The following is a 16,051-nucleotide window of genomic DNA, read 5'->3' as shown; positions in this document are numbered from 1 at the left end:
GACGGGGGCAGTCTCGTGCAGGTCGACCCGGCGGTCGAGGATCCGGCGCGCGTGGATCCGACGCTGCGGGCGGCGCTGCTGCGGATCGGTGCGGAGGCCGTCGCGAACGCCCTCGCCCACGGCCGGGAGCCGCGCCGGCTGCATGTCGTCGCGGACGCCGACGCCGTCCATCTGGTCTGCACCAACGCGTTCGTCCCCGGCCATGTCCGCGCCGACGACTCCCCCGGGCTCGGCCTCACGACGATGCGCTCGCGCGCCCTCGCCGTCGGCGGATCCCTCAGCGCCGGACCCGACGCCACCGACCCGAGGACCTGGCGCGTCGAGGTCCGGGTCCCGATACGGGACCACTCCCCGCTCACGACGGAGGCCTCCTGATGTCCGACGCCCCCACCTCACCCCTCGCCCACGAGGAGCCGGACACCCCGATCCGCGTGCTCGTGGCCGACGACCATCCGGCGGTGCGCGCGGGGCTCGTCGCCCTGCTCGAGGCTGATCCGAGCACCGAGGTCGTCGCCCAGGCGGCCGACGGCGACGCCGCCGTGCGGCATGCACGGGCCCAGCACCCGGACGTGGCGCTGACCGACGTGCGCATGCCCGGGGCGACCGGCATCGAGATCACGCCGGCGCTGCGCGAGGCCGGCGCGCGGGTGCTCGTGATCTCCGCCTTCGACCTCGACTCCTACGTGCTGGGCGCGCTCGCGGCCGGGGCCGACGGGTACCTCGTGAAGACGGAGGAGCCGCGCAGGATCCTCGAGGCGGTGCACGCCGTGGCCAGCGGTGACGCCATCCTCTCTCCCGCTGCGCTGCGCGCGGTGGTCGCCGCGCTGCGCAGCGTGACACCCCGAGACGCTCCCGCTCGCGACGAGCCGGCCCCGACGCCGGGCCCACCACCCGGGGTCGAGCTCACGCGACGGGAGGGCGAGGTGCTGCGGCTGCTCGCCGACGGGATGTCGAACCAGCAGATCGCGAGGGAGCTCGTGGTCGAGGTGACCACCGTGAAGACTCACATCACGCACGTGCTCAGCAAGCTGCAGGTCGAGTCCCGCGTGCAGGCCGCGCTGTGGTGGCAGCGGCATCGGGGGTGACCGCGTCCTGCTGAGACTCACTGCCTGGTGCCGGCCCCCGCCCCGCTCCCGGTGCCGGAGCCGCTGCCCGAGCCGCTGCCGGACCCCGATCCGGATCCGGATCCGCCGGAGTTCCCCGACCCTGCCGACCCGTCACCGCTCCCGGTGCCCGAACCGTCACCCGACGAGCCGTCACCGGACCCGGAGCCCCCACCGCTGCCCGTGCCCGAGTCGCTGTCCGAGTCGCCGTTCGAGGAGCCCCCTCCGAAGGGGCTCCATCCCTTCGAGTCACCCGAGTCAGTGTCGGTGCTGTCACCGTCGGTCGAATCACCAGTCGTCGAGGAGTCGTCGTCGCTCGTGGATCCGTCAGTCGTGGAGGAGTCGTCTCCCGAGGAGGACGAGTCATCGCGCGAGGAGACGTGCGCGGTGCCGGTGACGCTGCGCTGGATCTGCCCGGTGCCGGGCGAGAGCTCCGCGCCCATGACACGCTGGATGCCGAACACCGCGACGATGCCGATCACGCCGATCGCCACAGCCATGCCGATGACCTTCAGCAGTCGTGAGCGCGGGGCCGATCCGGCTGCGACGCCCGAGGCCGCTCCCTCCTCGGCTCCGCCGGCGACGGCGGACCCGGCCGACGGCGTGCGGGAGGACGACTTCGCGCCGGAGCGCGGGTCGCCGGGTCGGATGCCGCTGCGCTGCACCTCGCGCAGCTTTCGACGACTGGTGTTGACGGAGTCGGTGTAGAAAGCGAGGACCGCGGCGGAGACCACGGACGTGAGCGCCGCACCCAGCACGGTGCCGGCCACGCCCAGCTGACCGCCGACCACCGAGGCCGCGGCCGCCGCGGCACCGCTGCCGATGAGTCCCGAGGGCGAGAGCTTCTTGATCTGCGACTCGCCCCCCTGATCGCCGCCGGAGCCGTTGTGCGCACCATGTCCGGATCGTGCGCCCAGGGGAGGATCCCCGGCTCCGAGGCCTGTCTCCGAGCGCGTGGAGGAGATGTGCGCGGGCGCGCCCGGCGCGCGGTGGGGAACGCCCTGGCCATCCCCCGGGGACTGCGCAGGGTCATGCGTCGTGGGTGTCATGCGGGGATTGTCGCGCCGCTCCGTCCGCGTTCGCGACGACCACCCTCACAGTTTCCTGAGGACGCCGGAGAAATGGCGGTGACCAGCGCGTTCCGTGGCACATGAAGCGCCTCACAGACGCTCTGCGAGTGATGCTCCGCGCGCGGGCCCACTAGCATCGACGGTTCCAGGTCGTCGACCCCGCCGATCACGTTCGATCCAGGAGACAGAGATGGCGCCCTCGCATTCCGTCGCCCGCTACCGCGAGATCGCCGAGATCCTCGTGAGCAATGGTCTGGCAGCGCTCGCCGGGCAGACGGGCCTGCTCGGCCACGTCCCCGAGAGTCTGCGGCGCCGTGCGGGAGGGCCGGACGCCGCGGACGGCGGCGGCGCGCCGGGCCCCGTGCCAGGTCCCGTGAGGCTGCGCCAAGCACTCGAGCAGCTCGGGCCCACGTTCATGAAGCTCGGCCAGATGCTGGCCACGAGGGACGACCTCCTGCCGGCCGCGTACACCGAGGAGCTCACACGGCTGCAGGACCACACACCGCCCGCACCGTACGAGCAGATCGCCCAGGTCGTGCGCGAAGAGCTGGGCATGGACCCGCTGGAGGCGTTCGAGATGTTCGAGGAGGCGCCGCTCGCGACGGCGTCCATCGGGCAGGCGCACCGCGCACGGACGCTCGACGGCACGGAGGTCGTCGTCAAGGTCCGCAAACCCGGCGTGGAGGACATCGTCGCTGAGGACCTCGGCATCCTCCGGCACCTGGCGGGGATCGCCGACCGCGAGTGGGAGACGGCGCGTGACGTGGACGTCGAGGGCCTGGCCTCTGCCTTCGACCGCAGCATGCGCCGCGAGCTCGACTACCGCGCCGAGGCGGCGAACGCGCAGCGGTTCGCCGCGGACCTCGCCGAGGACCCGGTGGTGCGGATCCCGCGGGTCTTCACCGCGCTGAGCACTTCCCGAGTGCTCACGGAGGAGTTCGCTGCCGGCATGCGGATCACGGACCGCGAGGCTCTCGATGCGGCGGGCGTGGACAGACCGGCGCTCGCTCGCGCCGCAACCCGCTCCATCGTGAAGATGGTCCTGGTCGACGGGTTCTTCCATGCTGATCCGCATCCCGGCAACATGTTCGTCCGGGAGGACGGCTGCATCTGGCTCATCGACTTCGGGATGGTGGGCGAGCTCAGTCGCCCGGTGCGCGAGGACATCGTGCGCCTCACCTTCTCGCTGGCCCGCCACGACTCCGACGGCGTCGCGGCGTCCCTGCTCCGACTCGCACCTCCGCAGGGTCCGCACGACGCTCGCCGGTTCGATCAGGACGTGCAGGCTCTCCTGGACACTCTCGAGGGGCACGCCCTCGCCGACATCTCCCTCTCGGCCTTCTTCGAGAAGCTGACCACCCTGCTCCGCCGGCACCGGCTGCAGCTGCCGGCGGATGTGTCCACTCTGTTGAGGATGCTCGTGCTCACCGAGTCCAGCGCTGTGCTCCTGGACCCCACGTTCCATATCAGCGCTGTCCTCGAGGAGGTCCTGCCCGTCGCCCTGGCGCAGATCTGGGGTCCGCAGGCATTGCTCACACGTCTCGGTGAGAGCGGGATGCAGGCGCTGCGCCTGGGCGAAGAAGCGCCCGCGAGGGTGCGCCGCATGCTCGACGGCTACGAGTCGAGGGGCGTCGCCGTGCACATCGATCCCGACGACCTGGAACCGCTGGTCGAGCGGATCGAGGCGACAGGGGATCGCATCGTCGCGGGCGTCACCATGGGTGCGATGCTCGTGGGCGTGGGCCGCGTGGCGGCCGCAGGCGTCGAGCGCTCCCACCGGGGACTGCGGGATCCGCTGATGCTCGCCGCCGGAGGCGCGACCCTGGTGCTGGGCGCATATCTCGCAGCAGGCGCCGGCCCGGCGCGCTCGCTCGCGCGGATGGTCACCCGGAGAGCGCGATGACGTGGATCGTGGACGTGGTCGCCGTGATCATCCTGCTGGGCGCTCTCGGCGCGGGCCTGCGTTCGGGATTCGCAGCCACTCTCGGCGCCCTGCTGGGCCTCGCGGCCGGCGCGGCGGCCGCGGTGTGGGCGCTCCCCCACGTCTCCGCGGCGGTGGATCCGCCATGGCGCACGGTCGCCGTGCTCGGCGCCCTGTTCCTGCTGCTCGCAGTCGGCTGCGGCATCGGCTCGAGCATGGGCGGACTGATCCGTCGCGGCGCAGACCGCATCCATCTGCGCGTCCTCGAACGTCTGCTCGGCGGGGTGCTCGGGCTCGTGCTGGGCCTGGTCGTGGTGATGTTCGGCGGGGCCGGGCTGGTCTCGGCGGGCATCCCGGGCGTCTCCAGCACGGTCGCGTCCTCGCGGGTCCTGCAGCAGATCGACCGTGCCACACCGGGGCCCGTCGACGACGCCCTCGCCCAGCTGCGAGCGGAGGTCGTCGGCGCCCTGCCCATGCCCACCATCGTGAGCCCGCCCGAGGGACTGGGCGAGGCCGACGTCCCGACGTCGGCCCCCGTCGATCTCGACCAGGCGGACCTCACGCAGGCCGCGCAGTCCGTCGCGCGCGTCTCCGGGCCGACGAACGGCTGCGGCACCATCTCCACCGGATCCGGCTTCGTGATCGCCCCCGATCGCATCGTCACCAACGCCCACGTGGTCGCCGGCGTGGACCATCCGATGGTCGAGCTGCCCGGCGAGAGCGCTCGGGAGGGCCGCGTGGTCCACTTCGACGTCGAGAACGACCTGGCCGTGATCGCGGCCGACGTCGACGCCGACCCCCTGAAGCTCGTGGACACGCTGGACGACGGCGCCTCGGCCGTGATCCAGGGGTATCCGCACGGCGGGCCGTTCCGCTCCCAGCCTGCGACCGTGCGCGCCTCGGGCAGCGCCGAGGTGCACGACGCGCACGGCGAGGGCAGCGTGCGCCGTGACATCTACGTGCTCGACGCGGAGGTCGAGCCCGGCAACTCAGGCGGTCCGCTGCTGGACTCCGACGGCGGCGTCGCCGGTGTGGTCTTCGCGCGCGGCGAGTCCGACGACGACGTCGCCTACGCGATGACCAACGCCGAGCTGCTGCCCGTGATCGCGCAGCTCGACAGCGAGACGGAGACCGTGTCGACGGGGGCGTGCGCCGCGTGAGCGTCGAGTGCACCGAGGGCGCCGAGGGCGATCTCGACCCGGGCCTGCGCCGCTGGCTCGAGCCGCTGGTCGGCGGGGTCGCGCTCGTGCGTCCCCTGGTCGGCGGGATCACCGGCCAGATGCTCCAGCTGCGGCCGGCCTCCGGCGGCGAGGACCTGGTGGTCCGCCGCTGGCGCAGCAGCGGCCCGGAGGAGCAGGATCTGGTGCGGCGCGAGGTGACCGGACTCGAGGCGCTGACCGACTCGGGGCTTCCTATCCCCCGACTGCTCGCCGCGGATCCCGACGGCAGCGGGTCGGGTCTGCCCTCGACCGTGACCTCGTTCCTCCCGGGCCGCGTGGAGCTCGATCCGCCGGAACTGCGGGAATGGGTGCGGCGGCTCGCGAAGATGCTCGTGCAGATCCACGCCGTGCCCCCGCCGTCGCTCGAGACCTGCGAGTACATGCCCTACGCGCAGCACCCGTGGCTCGTCGCGCTCGGCGACGCCGGTCTCGCCCGCGACGCGCACGAGCTCGCCTCCCGCGCCCCGGACCCGTCGGCCGCAGTGCTCTCCCACGGCGACTTCCAGCACTTCAACGTGCTGTGGGAGGGGGCGGACCGGCCACGGATCCGCGCCGTCGTCGACTGGCCGACGGCGGGCCTCGCCGACCGCGGTCTGGACGTGGGCCACTGCCGGCTGAACCTCGCCGTGCTCTTCTCGGCCGACGCCGCCATGTGGTTCCTCGACGACTACGAGCAGGCCGCCGGTGTGCACGTCGACCCGGCGACCGACGTCGCGCAGCTGCTGGGCTTCAGCCTCCAGTGGCCCGAGTTCATCCCGATCCAGGTCGCGGGGCGCCGTGCCGTGGACGGACCTGGAATGGCGCCGCGGGTGCGGGAGACGATCAGGCGGACGCTCGATCGGGCAGGGTGAGATCGAGGGCCCCGCCGTCCGCCGACCCCCTCCGATGGGAACCCCATGGTCACCGCCGACCCCACGCTCCGCTCCGTCGAGTTCCACCGCCTCGAGACCCGCTACCCCCGCACCATCGGCCGCAATGCGCGCCTCGGCGAGCACGGGGACGGACCGTGGGCCGACGTCGTGGTGCTGCGCACGGACGACGGCCGCACGGGATGGGGCCTGCTCGAAGACCCTCCGGGCGACGTCGACGCCCTGATCGGCCGCCGCCTCTCCGACCTCATCGACCCCGCGAGCGGCGTGCGCGACCCCCGGGACCACTGGGCGGACGTCGCCCTGCACGACCTCCTCGGCGTCGTCCTCGACCAGCCGGTCCATGCCCTGCTGGGCGGGCGCGGGACCGTCGACGTCCCGGTGTACGACGGCGCCCTGTACTTCGACGACCTCGACCCGCAGGACTCCCCGGGCGGCATCGCGCGGATCCTCGAGGAGTGCCGGGCGGACGCCGCGCTCGGCTACCGCGACGTGAAGCTCAAGATCGGACGCGGCAACCGCTGGATGCCGCGCGCCGAGGGGGACGCCCGGGACGTCGCCGTGACACGGGCCGTGCGCGAGGCGATGCCCGGGGCGCGGCTGCTCGTGGACGCCAACGACGGCTACGACCTGCCCGGGTTCCTGCGCTATCTCGACGCGGTGGCCGACGTGGGCCTGCACTGGGTCGAGGAGCCCTTCCTCGACGACGCCGACAACCTCGCGCAGCTGCGCGCCCGGCTCGACGAGCACTCCCCCGCCACCCTGATCGCCGAGGGCGAGACCACCCCGGACGTGCCGACGCTGCTGCCGATCGCCGCTGCGGGCAGCATCGACGTGCTGCTCATGGACGTGATCTCCTTCGGCCTCACGCCCTGGCGCCGGCTCATGCCCGAGATCGAGGCCGCCGGGACGCTGGCCTCACCGCACGCGTGGGGCCAGCCGCTGAAGACCCGGTACTCGGCGCACCTCGCCGCGGGCTGCGGGAACGTCGAGCTCGTCGAGGGCGTGCCCGGCACGGTGCGGGGCGTCGAGGACGCGCTGCTGCGGCCCGTCGACGGGGTGCTGCACCTCGACGACGCGCCCGGCTTCGGCATCCCGCTGCCGGACGCGGAGCACCTGCTTCCTCACGCCTGATCCCGTGGCGCCGGTCCCCGGGGGGCGTGGACGACGGCGACGGGATCAGGTCCCTGCGCGCAGGGACGCGGCCGCCTCCGGTCCCGTGGCGAGACCGAGGCGCGGGGCGACCTCCGTGGCCAGCAGCTCGAGGCTGCGCAGGGTCATCTCGTGAGGCGCGGCGATCGAGTGCACCTGGAACGAGACGTCGGTGGCCGCGGGCAGCGTCTCGTCGGCCGCGAGGGTCTCGCAGACCTCTTCGACGGTCCCCACGTGGGTGTCGGTGACGGCCACGAGCTCCTCGATGCTCGCCCCGGCGGCATCGAATCCGTTCTGGCCCGCGGCGAGCGCGCGCAGCCCGGGCTCCGCGAGGGCGAGGGCGCGGTCGCGATCCTCGGGGTCCACGACGAGCGCGGTGCGCGAGGCGAGGACCCGCGGCGTCGCTCCGTCGGGGAGTGCGCTGCGGTAGGCCTCGATGATGGGCAGCTGAATCTCGTGGAGCGGCTGGTCGAGGGCGTCCTCGGGGCGCACCTGGGTGCGCGAGAGCATCAGCCCGTCGCCGGCCTCGCCGGCGCGTCGGCCGCCGTCGGCGGAGAACGTCGCCTGCCAGATGCGCCCGCCGAGGCCACCGGCCGGCGGGTAGATCCGGGACTCGGTGCCGCGGACGCCGCGACCGGCGAGGGCTTCTCTCAGCACGCCCAGGTGGTCGGCGAAGATCTCCCGGCGTCGTGCGGGGTCGCGGCCGAAGGCGGGGAACGAGGACGGCGTGCCGCCGGCGGCGATCCCGAGCTGCACCCGCCCGCCGCTCAGGGCATCGAGCACGGAGGCGTCCTCCGCCGCACGCAGGGGGTCGTCGATCGGGAGGGTGAGCACCCCGGTGGCCAGCGCGATGTCGCTCGTGCGCTGGGCCGCGGCGGCGAGCAGCACGAACGGCGAGGGCAGACCGCCCTCGTGCTCGCCGAAGTGGTGCTGGGCGACCCACGCGGAGGCGAAGCCGAGCTCGTCGGCCCGGGTGATCTGCTCGATCGCGAAGCGGTAGCGGTCAGCTGGGCTCGCCTCCTCGAGGAGTCGGGTGAACAGTCCCAGGCGGGGTCGGTTCATGGTGCGGGGTCTCCTTTGGGACGGGCCGGGGCGGGTCCCCCGAGCATCTCACCCGTGGGCTGTGGGCCGTGGGCTGTGGGCTGCGGGCTGCGGGCCGGCATCCGACGGCGGCCCCGCGGCTCAGAGGGCGCGGTGGGTCCAGGCTCCGCCGCGGATCGTCCCCAGCACCTCCATGTCCCGCAGCGCCGAGGGCGGCATCGCGAGGGGGTCCTCGGCCGTGAGCACGAGGTCGGCCGTGTCCCCGACGCCGATCGTGCGGCGCCCGTCGGTCGAGGCGCTCCAGGCGATCTCGCGGGAGATCCGCTGCTCGGGATGCCAGGCCTCGCGGCCGTCGCGCTCCCGCGCCACCGCTGCCGCCATCGAGATCCACGGATCCAGCGGGGCGACGGGGGCGTCGGAGCCCAGTCGGAGCCGCGCGCCTGCCTGCACGAGCGAGCCGAAGGCGAAGGCGCGCCCCGTGCGTCCGCTCCAGTGGCGGTCGGCGACATCGCGGTCGTCCATCGCGTGCTCGGGCTGGATGCTCGCCTCCACGCCCAGCTCCGCGAAGCGCGGCAGGTCCTTCTCGCTCACGAGCTGCGCGTGCTCGATGCTGCCGTGCGCCCCCGTCTCCTCGAAGATGTCGAGCGCGAGGGCCACCGCGCGGTCCCCGATCGCGTGCAGCGCGGGGACGAGGCCGCCGGCATGCGCCCGGCGGGTGAGGGCGAGCGCCTCCTCGGGAGGCAGCGCGCGCAGACCGTGGTCGGTGCCGTCGGTGCCGTCGGTGCCGTCGGCGTGGGCGTCGTAGGCGTCCTCGACCCATGCCGTGCGGGTGCCGAGTGATCCGTCCAGGACCAGCTTGAAGGGCCCGACGGCGAGCAGTCCCGCGGTGCCCTCGATGGCCTGGCCCGTCCGCAGTCCGCTGCGCAGCGCGCGCTCCAGATCGCGCGGATAGATCCCGGAGCGCACGCGCAGAGCATCGGCCCCTGCCGCCATGCGACGCCGCCAGGTCTCGATCCCGAAGCCCATCTCCAGGTCGACGACGCCGACCACGCCGCGCCACGCGGCGTCCCGGACCGCTTCGCGGACCCAGCCGTCCAGGGTCCCCTCGGGCACCCGGGACAGCTGCCCCGTGGCGTCGAAGGCGTCGGCCTCCCGCAGCACCCCGTCCTCCGGGAGGGACCGGCCGAGACCGCGCGCGAGCAGGTCGAGGGCCGCGCCGTTGGCCCAGACCGTGTGCAGATCGTGGCTGATCGCGACCGCCGGACGGCCCGGTACGGCGGCGTCCAGGAGGGCCCGCTCCGCGCGATCGGGCCACACCCCGTCGCGGAAGCCGTGCCCGATGAGCACCGGGTCCCGGTCGCGGTCACGGCTTCCCGCCGCGTCGGCCATGGTGCGGGCGAGCTCGGCCGCGCTCGTGCACGCCGAGACGTCGATGCGTCGCCGCGCGAGCGACCACTGATCCATGTGGGTGTGGTGGTCCCAGAGCCCGGGGCCCACCCAGGCGCCGCCTGCCGCGACCACCTCGTCGTCGGCGCGCGCCGCGAGCCCGCCGGCGGGGGCGATCTCCTCGATGACCCCCTGGGCGATGCGAAGATCCACCGGCGCGGCGTCTGCCCCGACACGGCGCACCTCCCGCAGCAGGGTCCCCGGCAGGGTCCCGGGCAGGGGCTCGCGCAGGGTGGCCGAATGCGTCGCCATCAGCGCTCGCTCCGATCCGGGGACGGCTCCTGCGGGGTCGCCTCCTGCGGGAACGCCTCCTGCGCGGCCGACTGCCGGGAGGACGGCTCCCCGTGCTCGCGGACCATCTCGGCGGCGAGCGCCGGGTTCTCGTAGGGCCCCGGGGCGCGCAGCGCGGAGATCACGGAGTCGATCACCGCGGGGTCCTTGTCCTGGCTGAGCTTGGCGCGGGCGTCGAAGCGCCGGACCCGCACGCGGATCCCCACGGTGCCGCGCGCGATGCCCCTCGCCCGCTCCTCGTCGATCTGCAGGGAGACGGGGTGGGGCATGCGTTGCTCGAAGTGGTCGACGAGCCGGGAGAGCACGGCGTAGTTCTCCTCGTCCGAGAGGATCTCGGGCGTGCCCCAGAGATGGGCGGTGACGTGGTTCCACGTCGGGATGAACTGGTCGGGCGGGTACCAGCCCGGCGAGACGTACCCGTGGGGGCCCTGGATGATCACGAGCACCTCGTGGCGGCCCAGCTCGTGGGCCTCCTCGTCCGGCCGGCCGACGTGGCTGACGAGGCTGATCTCGTCTCCCGGGTCCTCGCCCTCGGCGGGCTCCTCGAGCAGGAAGGGGTAGTGGGAGGCGACCAGGCCCGAGGCGGGCGAGACGATCGTCGCCCAGGGATTGCCGCGGATCAGGCGGCGCACCTCGTCGGGATCCGTCAGCAGGTACGAGGGTGTGTGGCGCATGACCGACACGTTCCCACGAGGCGCTCGCCCGCGCCGCTCCGCCAGATCACGATTCTATAAACTTTCACTATTCACTGAGACTTGAAAGAAGTGCTCCCATACGGTCGACCCACGTCGCCCCCGAGCGGCGGTCGAGGACGACCCACCGGAGGAACCATGCGCAGAGGAGCAGCGCTCACGCTCATCGCCTGGGCCGCGACGCTCACGCTGATCACCGGGTGCTCCGTGGGCACGCCGCAGCACAGCGACCCCGACGGCTTCGTGTTCGCCACCGGCGAGCCCGACCACCTCACCCCCGGCCGGCAGACCGTCGCCTACGACCAGATGCGCGCGCTGTTCTCCCCGCTCGTGTCCGTCGACGACGACGGCACGGTGCACGGGGTCGCCGCGAAGAGCGTCACCAGCGACGACAACGTCACCTGGACCATCACCCTGCGCGACGGCTGGACCTTCCAGAACGGAGAGCCGGTCACGGCCGAGAGCTACGTGAAGGCCTGGAACCACGTCGCCTACGGCCCCAACGCCTGGGAGGACTCCGGCCAGCTCGCCGGCATCACGGGGTACGCGGATCTCAATCCCGAGTCGGGGAAGCCGGCGACGAAGACGATGAGCGGACTGCGCGTCACGGGGAAGAACACCTTCACGGTGACGCTCACGGGCGCGGACAGCTCCTTCCCCCTCCAGCTGACCTCCTCGCAGACCGCGTTCTTCCCGATGCCCGAGGCCGCCTACGAGGACCTCGACGCCTACGACCGCAAACCCATCGGCAACGGCCCCTACGCGATGACCGGGGCGTGGAAGCCCGGCGGCGAGTTCACCGTGCAGGCCTGGTCCGGCTATCAGGGCGAGAAGCCCCGGACCCGGCGCGTCACCTTCCGCAGCTACCAGGACCAGAACACCGCCTACACCGACGTGCTCTCCGGCAGCGCCGACGTGCTGACCCTGCCCCCGGAGAAGATGACCAGCGCGTCCGCGGACTTCGGCGACCGCCTCCACACCTACGACGCCGCCGGCATCGACTACCTCGGCTTCCCCCTCTGGGACGAGCGCTACGACGATCCCCGCGTGCGTGAGGCGATCTCGATGGCGATCGATCGCGACGCCGTGAACAGGGCGTTCTTCGGCGGACTGTACGAACCGGCCACCTCGCTCACGCCGCCCAGCATGATCGGCGCGAAGGAGGGCGTGTGCGGGAAGCACTGCGAGTTCCATCCCGAGGACGCGAAGAAGCTGCTGGACGAGGCCGGAGGCTTCGACGGCACGATCACCCTCGTCTACCCGGGAGGCGCGGGCCTCGATGCCCTCTACCAGGGGTACGCGAACCAGATCCGGCAGAACCTCGGCGTCGAGACCGTCGCGAAGCCCACCACCGACTTCGCCTCCTTCAACACCGAGCTGGTCGAGAAGACGGTCGACGGGCCCCACTTCGGCCACTGGGGAGCGCTCTACCCCAGCCAGCAGGGCACCCTGCGGGCACTGCTCACCCCGACCGGGGGCTGCGCGCCCTGCACCGGCTACTACCAGGACGACGACGTGGACGCCCTGCTCGCCCGCGCGAGCGCCGCGGGAGACGAGGACGAGGCCGCCGACTACTACGCCGAGGTCCAGGATGCGGCCTTCGAGGACTTCCCCGTCGTCCCCACCTTCTTCGACAAGTACTCCTACGTGACCAGCGAGAAGATCACCGACCTCCCCGATGTCCGCGGCGACGTCGCGATCGCGGAGGTGACCGTCCGATGACCCCGCCGACCCCGCGTCGCAGCCCGGGCTCCGAGATCACCGCCGACGCCGTCCCCGGGCCGTCGGCCGCACGACGAGAGGAAGCACGCATGTCCCACCCGGCCACCGATCCGCACGAGACGGCGCCCCAGCCCGCGGGAGCACCCCGAGGCGAGGGAACACCGCGAGGCGAAGGGGCGCCGCTGCGCGCGCCCCAGATCCTGGATCTCGTGCGCACCCTGCCGGACCACAGCGGCTTCCCCACCGTCGACGAGCTGCACGAGAGCTTCGAGGATCTCGCGCGCGGCACGCGCGGCACGGAACGCGTCGGCCGGCGCCGCGTCGGGACCAGCCGGCTCGGGGAGCCGATCCACGAGTACGTCGTCGGCGACGGACCCCACCAGGCGGTGATCGTGGGCGGCGTGCACCCCAACGAGCCGATCGGCTCGTGGACCGCCCTGCACCTGGCCCAGATGATGCTCGAGGAGGACGGGCCCGCGGAGGCGCTCGCGACCACCTGGCACATCGTCCCCACCATCGACCCCGACGGCATGCGGCTGAACGAGGACTGGTTCGCCGACCCCTTCGACCGCACCCACTACTCGCGGCACTTCTTCCGGCCGGCACCGGACAGCCAGGTCGAGTGGACCTTCCCCACCGACTTCCGGGACGCCTACTTCGACGCGGTCCTGCCCGAGACCCTCGCGCTCATGCGACTCATCGACGACGTGCGCCCCGACCTGCTGGTGACCCTGCACAACGGCGAGATGGGCGGGGTCTACTACTACCTCTCCCACGATGAGCCGGAGCTGATCGCCGACCTCCACGCGATCCCCGACGCGCTCGGGCTGTCCCTCGACACCGGCGAGCCCGAGTCGCCGCACCTGCGCACGCTCGCGACCGCGGTGTTCGCCATGGACGACATCTCCTCGTACTACGAGTACCTCGAGTCGATCGGCCTCGATCCGGCGCCGCAGATCCGCGGCTCCTCCTCCGCCTCCTGGGGCGCGCGGCACGACGCGCTGTGCCTGGTGGCGGAGCTCCCCTACTGGACCCATCCCGACGCCGGCGACGAGACGCCCACCGCCGAGCCCTACCGGGACCTGGTGCTGCGCACCGCCGAGACGATGGGCGCCTCCGGCGAGGCGCTGCAGCAGATCCTTGACGAGGCGGAACGGCACCTGAGCCTGCGGACCCCGTACCTCGAGGCCTCCCGCGCCTTCGTCCCGATGCTCGGGGCGATCGCGGAGACGGACCGCCGCCGGGCGCCGCTCGAGCCGGCCGAGCGGAGGGCGACGGTCGCCGAGCGCTTCGCCTGCGAGGACCTGGTGCGCTGTTTCCGCCTCCGCTACGGCGGGATGCTGCTGCAGGCGATCGAGGCCGAGACCCGGGCGGGCATCGCCCCCGCTCCCCTGCGCGCGCTGCGCGGGCGGATGGCGGCCCTGTACGAGGAGTGGCTGGCCGACGCCGCCACGGAGGCGACGCCCATCCCGATGCGCACGCTCGTCGGCGTGCAGCTCGGGGCGGTGCTCGCGGGCGCCGCGCACGTGGCGGCGACGCGGCCGACGAGCAACGCGGCGACGCGGCCGACGAGCGACGCGGCGTCGGCCGATCTCCCCGTTCCCGACGACGGCGGCGCGTCATGAGAGGCGCGCTGCTGGTCGCGGCGCGCCGGATCGGGACGCTGCTGATCGTCTTCCTGGGCGTCACCTTCCTCATCTACGTGATGACCTTCGCGCTGCCCGGCGATCCGATCCGCGCGCTCGGCGGGGACCGTCCGCTGACCGACGCGACCGTGCACACCCTGCAGGCCCGCTACCACCTCGACGAGCCCCTGTGGCAGCGCTACCTGCGCTACCTGGGCGGTCTCCTCCACGGCGACTTCGGCACCGACTTCAACGGCGTGCCCGTCGGCGAGCAGATGGCCCAGCGCTGGCCGGTGACGATCGTCCTCGCGCTCACCGCCTGGGTGATCGAGGTCGTGGCGGGCATCGCCCTCGGCGTCGCCGCCGCGCTGCGCCGCGGGAAGGCCGTCGACCGGGTCGTGCTGATCTCCACGATCACGGTCGCCGCGATCCCCGTGTTCGTGCTCGGCGTCTCGCTCCAGCTCGTGTTCGCGGTGCGCCTGCACTGGTTCCCCGTGGCCGGCACCGCCCAGGGCTGGCCCGTCTCCTTCCTGCTGCCCGCGCTGGTCATCGCCCTGTTCGGGCTCGCCTCCGTCTCCCGCCTCACCCGGGCCTCGGTGATCGAGACCCTCGCGACCGACCACATCCGCGCGGCCACGGCGAGCGGCCTCTCGCGCCGACGGATCATCGGGGTGCACGTGCTGCGCAACTCCCTGATCCCGCCGGTGACGTACCTGGCCACGGACCTCGGACTGCTCATGGGCGGGACCGTCATCGTGGAGGGGATCTTCAACGTGCCTGGCATCGGCAACCTGCTGTTCCAGGGGATCCGCTCCCACGAGGGCGCCACGGTCGTCGGCATCTCGACCGCGCTGATCCTCGTCTTCCTGCTCACCAGCCTGCTCGTGGACGGCCTCCACGCACTGCTCGACCCGCGGATCTGCACCAGGGGGACGACGTCATGACCAGCTACGTCCGCGCCGCCGACGCCCCCGTGCGCCACTGGGTGCTCTCCCCCGCCCTGTGCCGCCCCGGGGTGATCGTGCCCGCTCTCCTGCTCGCGCTCATCCTGCTGATCGCGATCGTCCCGGCCCCGTTCGCGGGGCTCTTCGGGCACGGCGACCCCCGCTTCTGCGACCTCACCCGCAGCGGCGCCTCGCCGACCTCCGGCCACCCCTTCGGCTTCGACGTCCAGGGATGCGACGTCTACGCCCAGGTGATCTACGGGACGCGCACCTCGATCGGCGTCGCCGCCCTCACGACCGCGCTCGCGGGGATCGTCGCGATCGTGGTCGGGACCGTCGCGGGCATGAGCGGGGGCTGGGTCGACTCCCTGCTCTCACGCCTGACCGACGTGTTCCTCGGCTTCCCGTTCCTGCTGGGCGCGGTCGTCGTGCTGAACACGGTGGGCACGCGCTCGGTGCTCACGGTCTCCCTCGTGCTGGCCCTGTTCGGCTGGCCGACGATGGCGCGCCTCGTGCGCGGCTCGGTCCGCGCCGTCGCGCGCTCCGAGTTCGTCTCCGCGGGACGCACGATGGGGCTCTCCCCCTGGTGGATCGCCACGCGGTACGTGCTGCCCTCCTCGCTCTCCCCGCTGCTGGTGCTCGCGACCATCACCGTGGGCAGCGTGATCGTCGCCGAGTCCTCCCTCACCTACCTGGGCATCGGCCTCCAGGCCCCGGCGATCTCGTGGGGGCTCCAGCTCTCCGCGGCCACCGGACAGTTCCTCTCCGCCCCGCACATGCTGGTCTTCCCCTCGCTGTTCCTCGTGATCACGGTGCTGACCGTGACCACGCTCGGGGAGACCCTGCGGACCCTGCTGGAACCGGCCCACGGATGAGGGCGGGCGGAATGAGAAGATCCGGAGCACGGCCCGCGGCGCTCCCGCGCACGGCCGACGACCCCGGACGGATGGAGGAG

13 protein-coding genes and 1 pseudogene are annotated in these 16,051 nt (G+C 73.0%); 10 read left to right on the top strand and 4 right to left on the bottom strand.

Features of this window, described 5'->3' with window-relative positions; genetic code table 11:
• Positions 1–375: pseudogene (locus MHY49_RS14815) on the top strand (histidine kinase); the annotation flags it as partial.
• Entirely contained in the window at positions 375–1,085 is a 711-nt protein-coding gene (locus tag MHY49_RS14810; RefSeq protein ID WP_239205369.1) for a response regulator transcription factor, read from the top strand. The pseudogene MHY49_RS14815 and the gene MHY49_RS14810, both read left to right, overlap by 1 nt.
• A gap of 17 nt (positions 1,086–1,102) precedes the next feature.
• Here the strand turns inward: MHY49_RS14810 and MHY49_RS14805 are convergent, their stop codons facing one another.
• Positions 1,103–2,152, bottom strand: coding sequence for a hypothetical protein (locus tag MHY49_RS14805; protein ID WP_239205367.1), 1,050 nt, complete (start codon positions 2,150–2,152; stop codon positions 1,103–1,105).
• 211 nt (positions 2,153–2,363) lie between these two features.
• On the opposite strand from MHY49_RS14805, the gene MHY49_RS14800 reads away from it, so the two are divergent.
• From MHY49_RS14800 to MHY49_RS14785, 4 genes are read left to right on the top strand one after another with little or no spacing between them, the layout of a single operon-like run.
• On the top strand, positions 2,364–4,076 hold the full coding sequence (locus MHY49_RS14800) for an AarF/ABC1/UbiB kinase family protein (RefSeq protein ID WP_239205365.1): 1,713 nt from the start codon (positions 2,364–2,366) through the stop codon (positions 4,074–4,076).
• Positions 4,073–5,254, top strand: coding sequence for a MarP family serine protease (locus tag MHY49_RS14795; protein WP_239205363.1), 1,182 nt, complete (start codon positions 4,073–4,075; stop codon positions 5,252–5,254). The genes MHY49_RS14800 and MHY49_RS14795 overlap by 4 nt, the downstream gene beginning before the upstream one ends.
• Positions 5,251–6,165 carry a phosphotransferase gene (locus MHY49_RS14790; protein ID WP_239205361.1) on the top strand — a complete coding sequence of 305 codons (915 nt, stop codon included), beginning with the start codon at positions 5,251–5,253 and terminating at the stop codon, positions 6,163–6,165. Before MHY49_RS14795 ends, MHY49_RS14790 begins: the two co-directional genes overlap by 4 nt.
• Before the next feature lie 45 nt (positions 6,166–6,210).
• Positions 6,211–7,317 carry an enolase C-terminal domain-like protein gene (locus MHY49_RS14785; protein WP_239205359.1) on the top strand — a complete coding sequence of 369 codons (1,107 nt, stop codon included), beginning with the start codon at positions 6,211–6,213 and terminating at the stop codon, positions 7,315–7,317.
• A 45-nt stretch (positions 7,318–7,362) separates the two neighbouring features.
• Here the strand turns inward: MHY49_RS14785 and MHY49_RS14780 are convergent, their stop codons facing one another.
• From MHY49_RS14780 to MHY49_RS14770, 3 genes are all read right to left on the bottom strand, one after another.
• Positions 7,363–8,397, bottom strand: a complete 1,035-nt coding sequence (locus MHY49_RS14780) for a putative FMN-dependent luciferase-like monooxygenase (RefSeq protein WP_239205357.1) — start codon at positions 8,395–8,397, stop codon at positions 7,363–7,365.
• A gap of 120 nt (positions 8,398–8,517) precedes the next feature.
• The gene (locus MHY49_RS14775; protein ID WP_239205355.1) at positions 8,518–10,074 is read right to left on the bottom strand and encodes an amidohydrolase; all 1,557 of its coding nucleotides are present in this window, start codon (positions 10,072–10,074) and stop codon (positions 8,518–8,520) included.
• Positions 10,074–10,787 carry an FMN-binding negative transcriptional regulator gene (locus MHY49_RS14770; protein ID WP_239205353.1) on the bottom strand — a complete coding sequence of 238 codons (714 nt, stop codon included), beginning with the start codon at positions 10,785–10,787 and terminating at the stop codon, positions 10,074–10,076. The genes MHY49_RS14775 and MHY49_RS14770 overlap by 1 nt, the downstream gene beginning before the upstream one ends.
• A gap of 156 nt (positions 10,788–10,943) precedes the next feature.
• Between MHY49_RS14770 and MHY49_RS14765 the strand changes: the two genes are divergently transcribed.
• Genes MHY49_RS14765 through MHY49_RS14750 form a run of 4 tightly spaced genes read left to right on the top strand, consistent with a single transcriptional unit; the run spans position 10,944 to position 15,971 of the window.
• Entirely contained in the window at positions 10,944–12,527 is a 1,584-nt protein-coding gene (locus tag MHY49_RS14765; protein ID WP_239205351.1) for an ABC transporter substrate-binding protein, read from the top strand.
• Positions 12,524–14,152 carry a M14 family zinc carboxypeptidase gene (locus tag MHY49_RS14760; RefSeq protein WP_239205349.1) on the top strand — a complete coding sequence of 543 codons (1,629 nt, stop codon included), beginning with the start codon at positions 12,524–12,526 and terminating at the stop codon, positions 14,150–14,152. Before MHY49_RS14765 ends, MHY49_RS14760 begins: the two co-directional genes overlap by 4 nt.
• On the top strand, positions 14,149–15,096 hold the full coding sequence (locus tag MHY49_RS14755; protein WP_239205347.1) for an ABC transporter permease: 948 nt from the start codon (positions 14,149–14,151) through the stop codon (positions 15,094–15,096). Before MHY49_RS14760 ends, MHY49_RS14755 begins: the two co-directional genes overlap by 4 nt.
• Positions 15,093–15,971, top strand: coding sequence for an ABC transporter permease (locus MHY49_RS14750; RefSeq protein WP_239205345.1), 879 nt, complete (start codon positions 15,093–15,095; stop codon positions 15,969–15,971). Before MHY49_RS14755 ends, MHY49_RS14750 begins: the two co-directional genes overlap by 4 nt.
• Positions 15,972–16,051: the final 80 nt, after the last annotated feature.

The organism is Brachybacterium sp. ACRRE (assembly GCF_022346485.1).
Lineage (GTDB): Bacteria > Actinomycetota > Actinomycetes > Actinomycetales > Dermabacteraceae > Brachybacterium > Brachybacterium halotolerans.
The sequence above is the reverse complement of the archived record's forward strand: the minus strand, read 5'-3'. Positions and strand labels throughout refer to the sequence as shown.

Excerpts from the sequence above, each read along its gene's own strand:
- MHY49_RS14760 (WP_239205349.1), top strand. The coding sequence starts at position 12,524 with ATGACCCCGCCGACCCCGCGTCGCAGCCCGGGCTCCGAGATCACCGCC.
- MHY49_RS14780 (WP_239205357.1), bottom strand. The coding sequence starts at position 8,397 with ATGAACCGACCCCGCCTGGGACTGTTCACCCGACTCCTCGAGGAGGCG.
- MHY49_RS14805 (WP_239205367.1), bottom strand. The coding sequence starts at position 2,152 with ATGACACCCACGACGCATGACCCTGCGCAGTCCCCGGGGGATGGCCAG.
- MHY49_RS14750 (WP_239205345.1), top strand. The coding sequence starts at position 15,093 with ATGACCAGCTACGTCCGCGCCGCCGACGCCCCCGTGCGCCACTGGGTG.
- MHY49_RS14785 (WP_239205359.1), top strand. The coding sequence starts at position 6,211 with ATGGTCACCGCCGACCCCACGCTCCGCTCCGTCGAGTTCCACCGCCTC.
- MHY49_RS14755 (WP_239205347.1), top strand. The coding sequence starts at position 14,149 with ATGAGAGGCGCGCTGCTGGTCGCGGCGCGCCGGATCGGGACGCTGCTG.
- MHY49_RS14810 (WP_239205369.1), top strand. The coding sequence starts at position 375 with ATGTCCGACGCCCCCACCTCACCCCTCGCCCACGAGGAGCCGGACACC.
- MHY49_RS14770 (WP_239205353.1), bottom strand. The coding sequence starts at position 10,787 with ATGCGCCACACACCCTCGTACCTGCTGACGGATCCCGACGAGGTGCGC.
- MHY49_RS14775 (WP_239205355.1), bottom strand. The coding sequence starts at position 10,074 with ATGGCGACGCATTCGGCCACCCTGCGCGAGCCCCTGCCCGGGACCCTG.
- MHY49_RS14765 (WP_239205351.1), top strand. The coding sequence starts at position 10,944 with ATGCGCAGAGGAGCAGCGCTCACGCTCATCGCCTGGGCCGCGACGCTC.
- MHY49_RS14800 (WP_239205365.1), top strand. The coding sequence starts at position 2,364 with ATGGCGCCCTCGCATTCCGTCGCCCGCTACCGCGAGATCGCCGAGATC.
- MHY49_RS14795 (WP_239205363.1), top strand. The coding sequence starts at position 4,073 with ATGACGTGGATCGTGGACGTGGTCGCCGTGATCATCCTGCTGGGCGCT.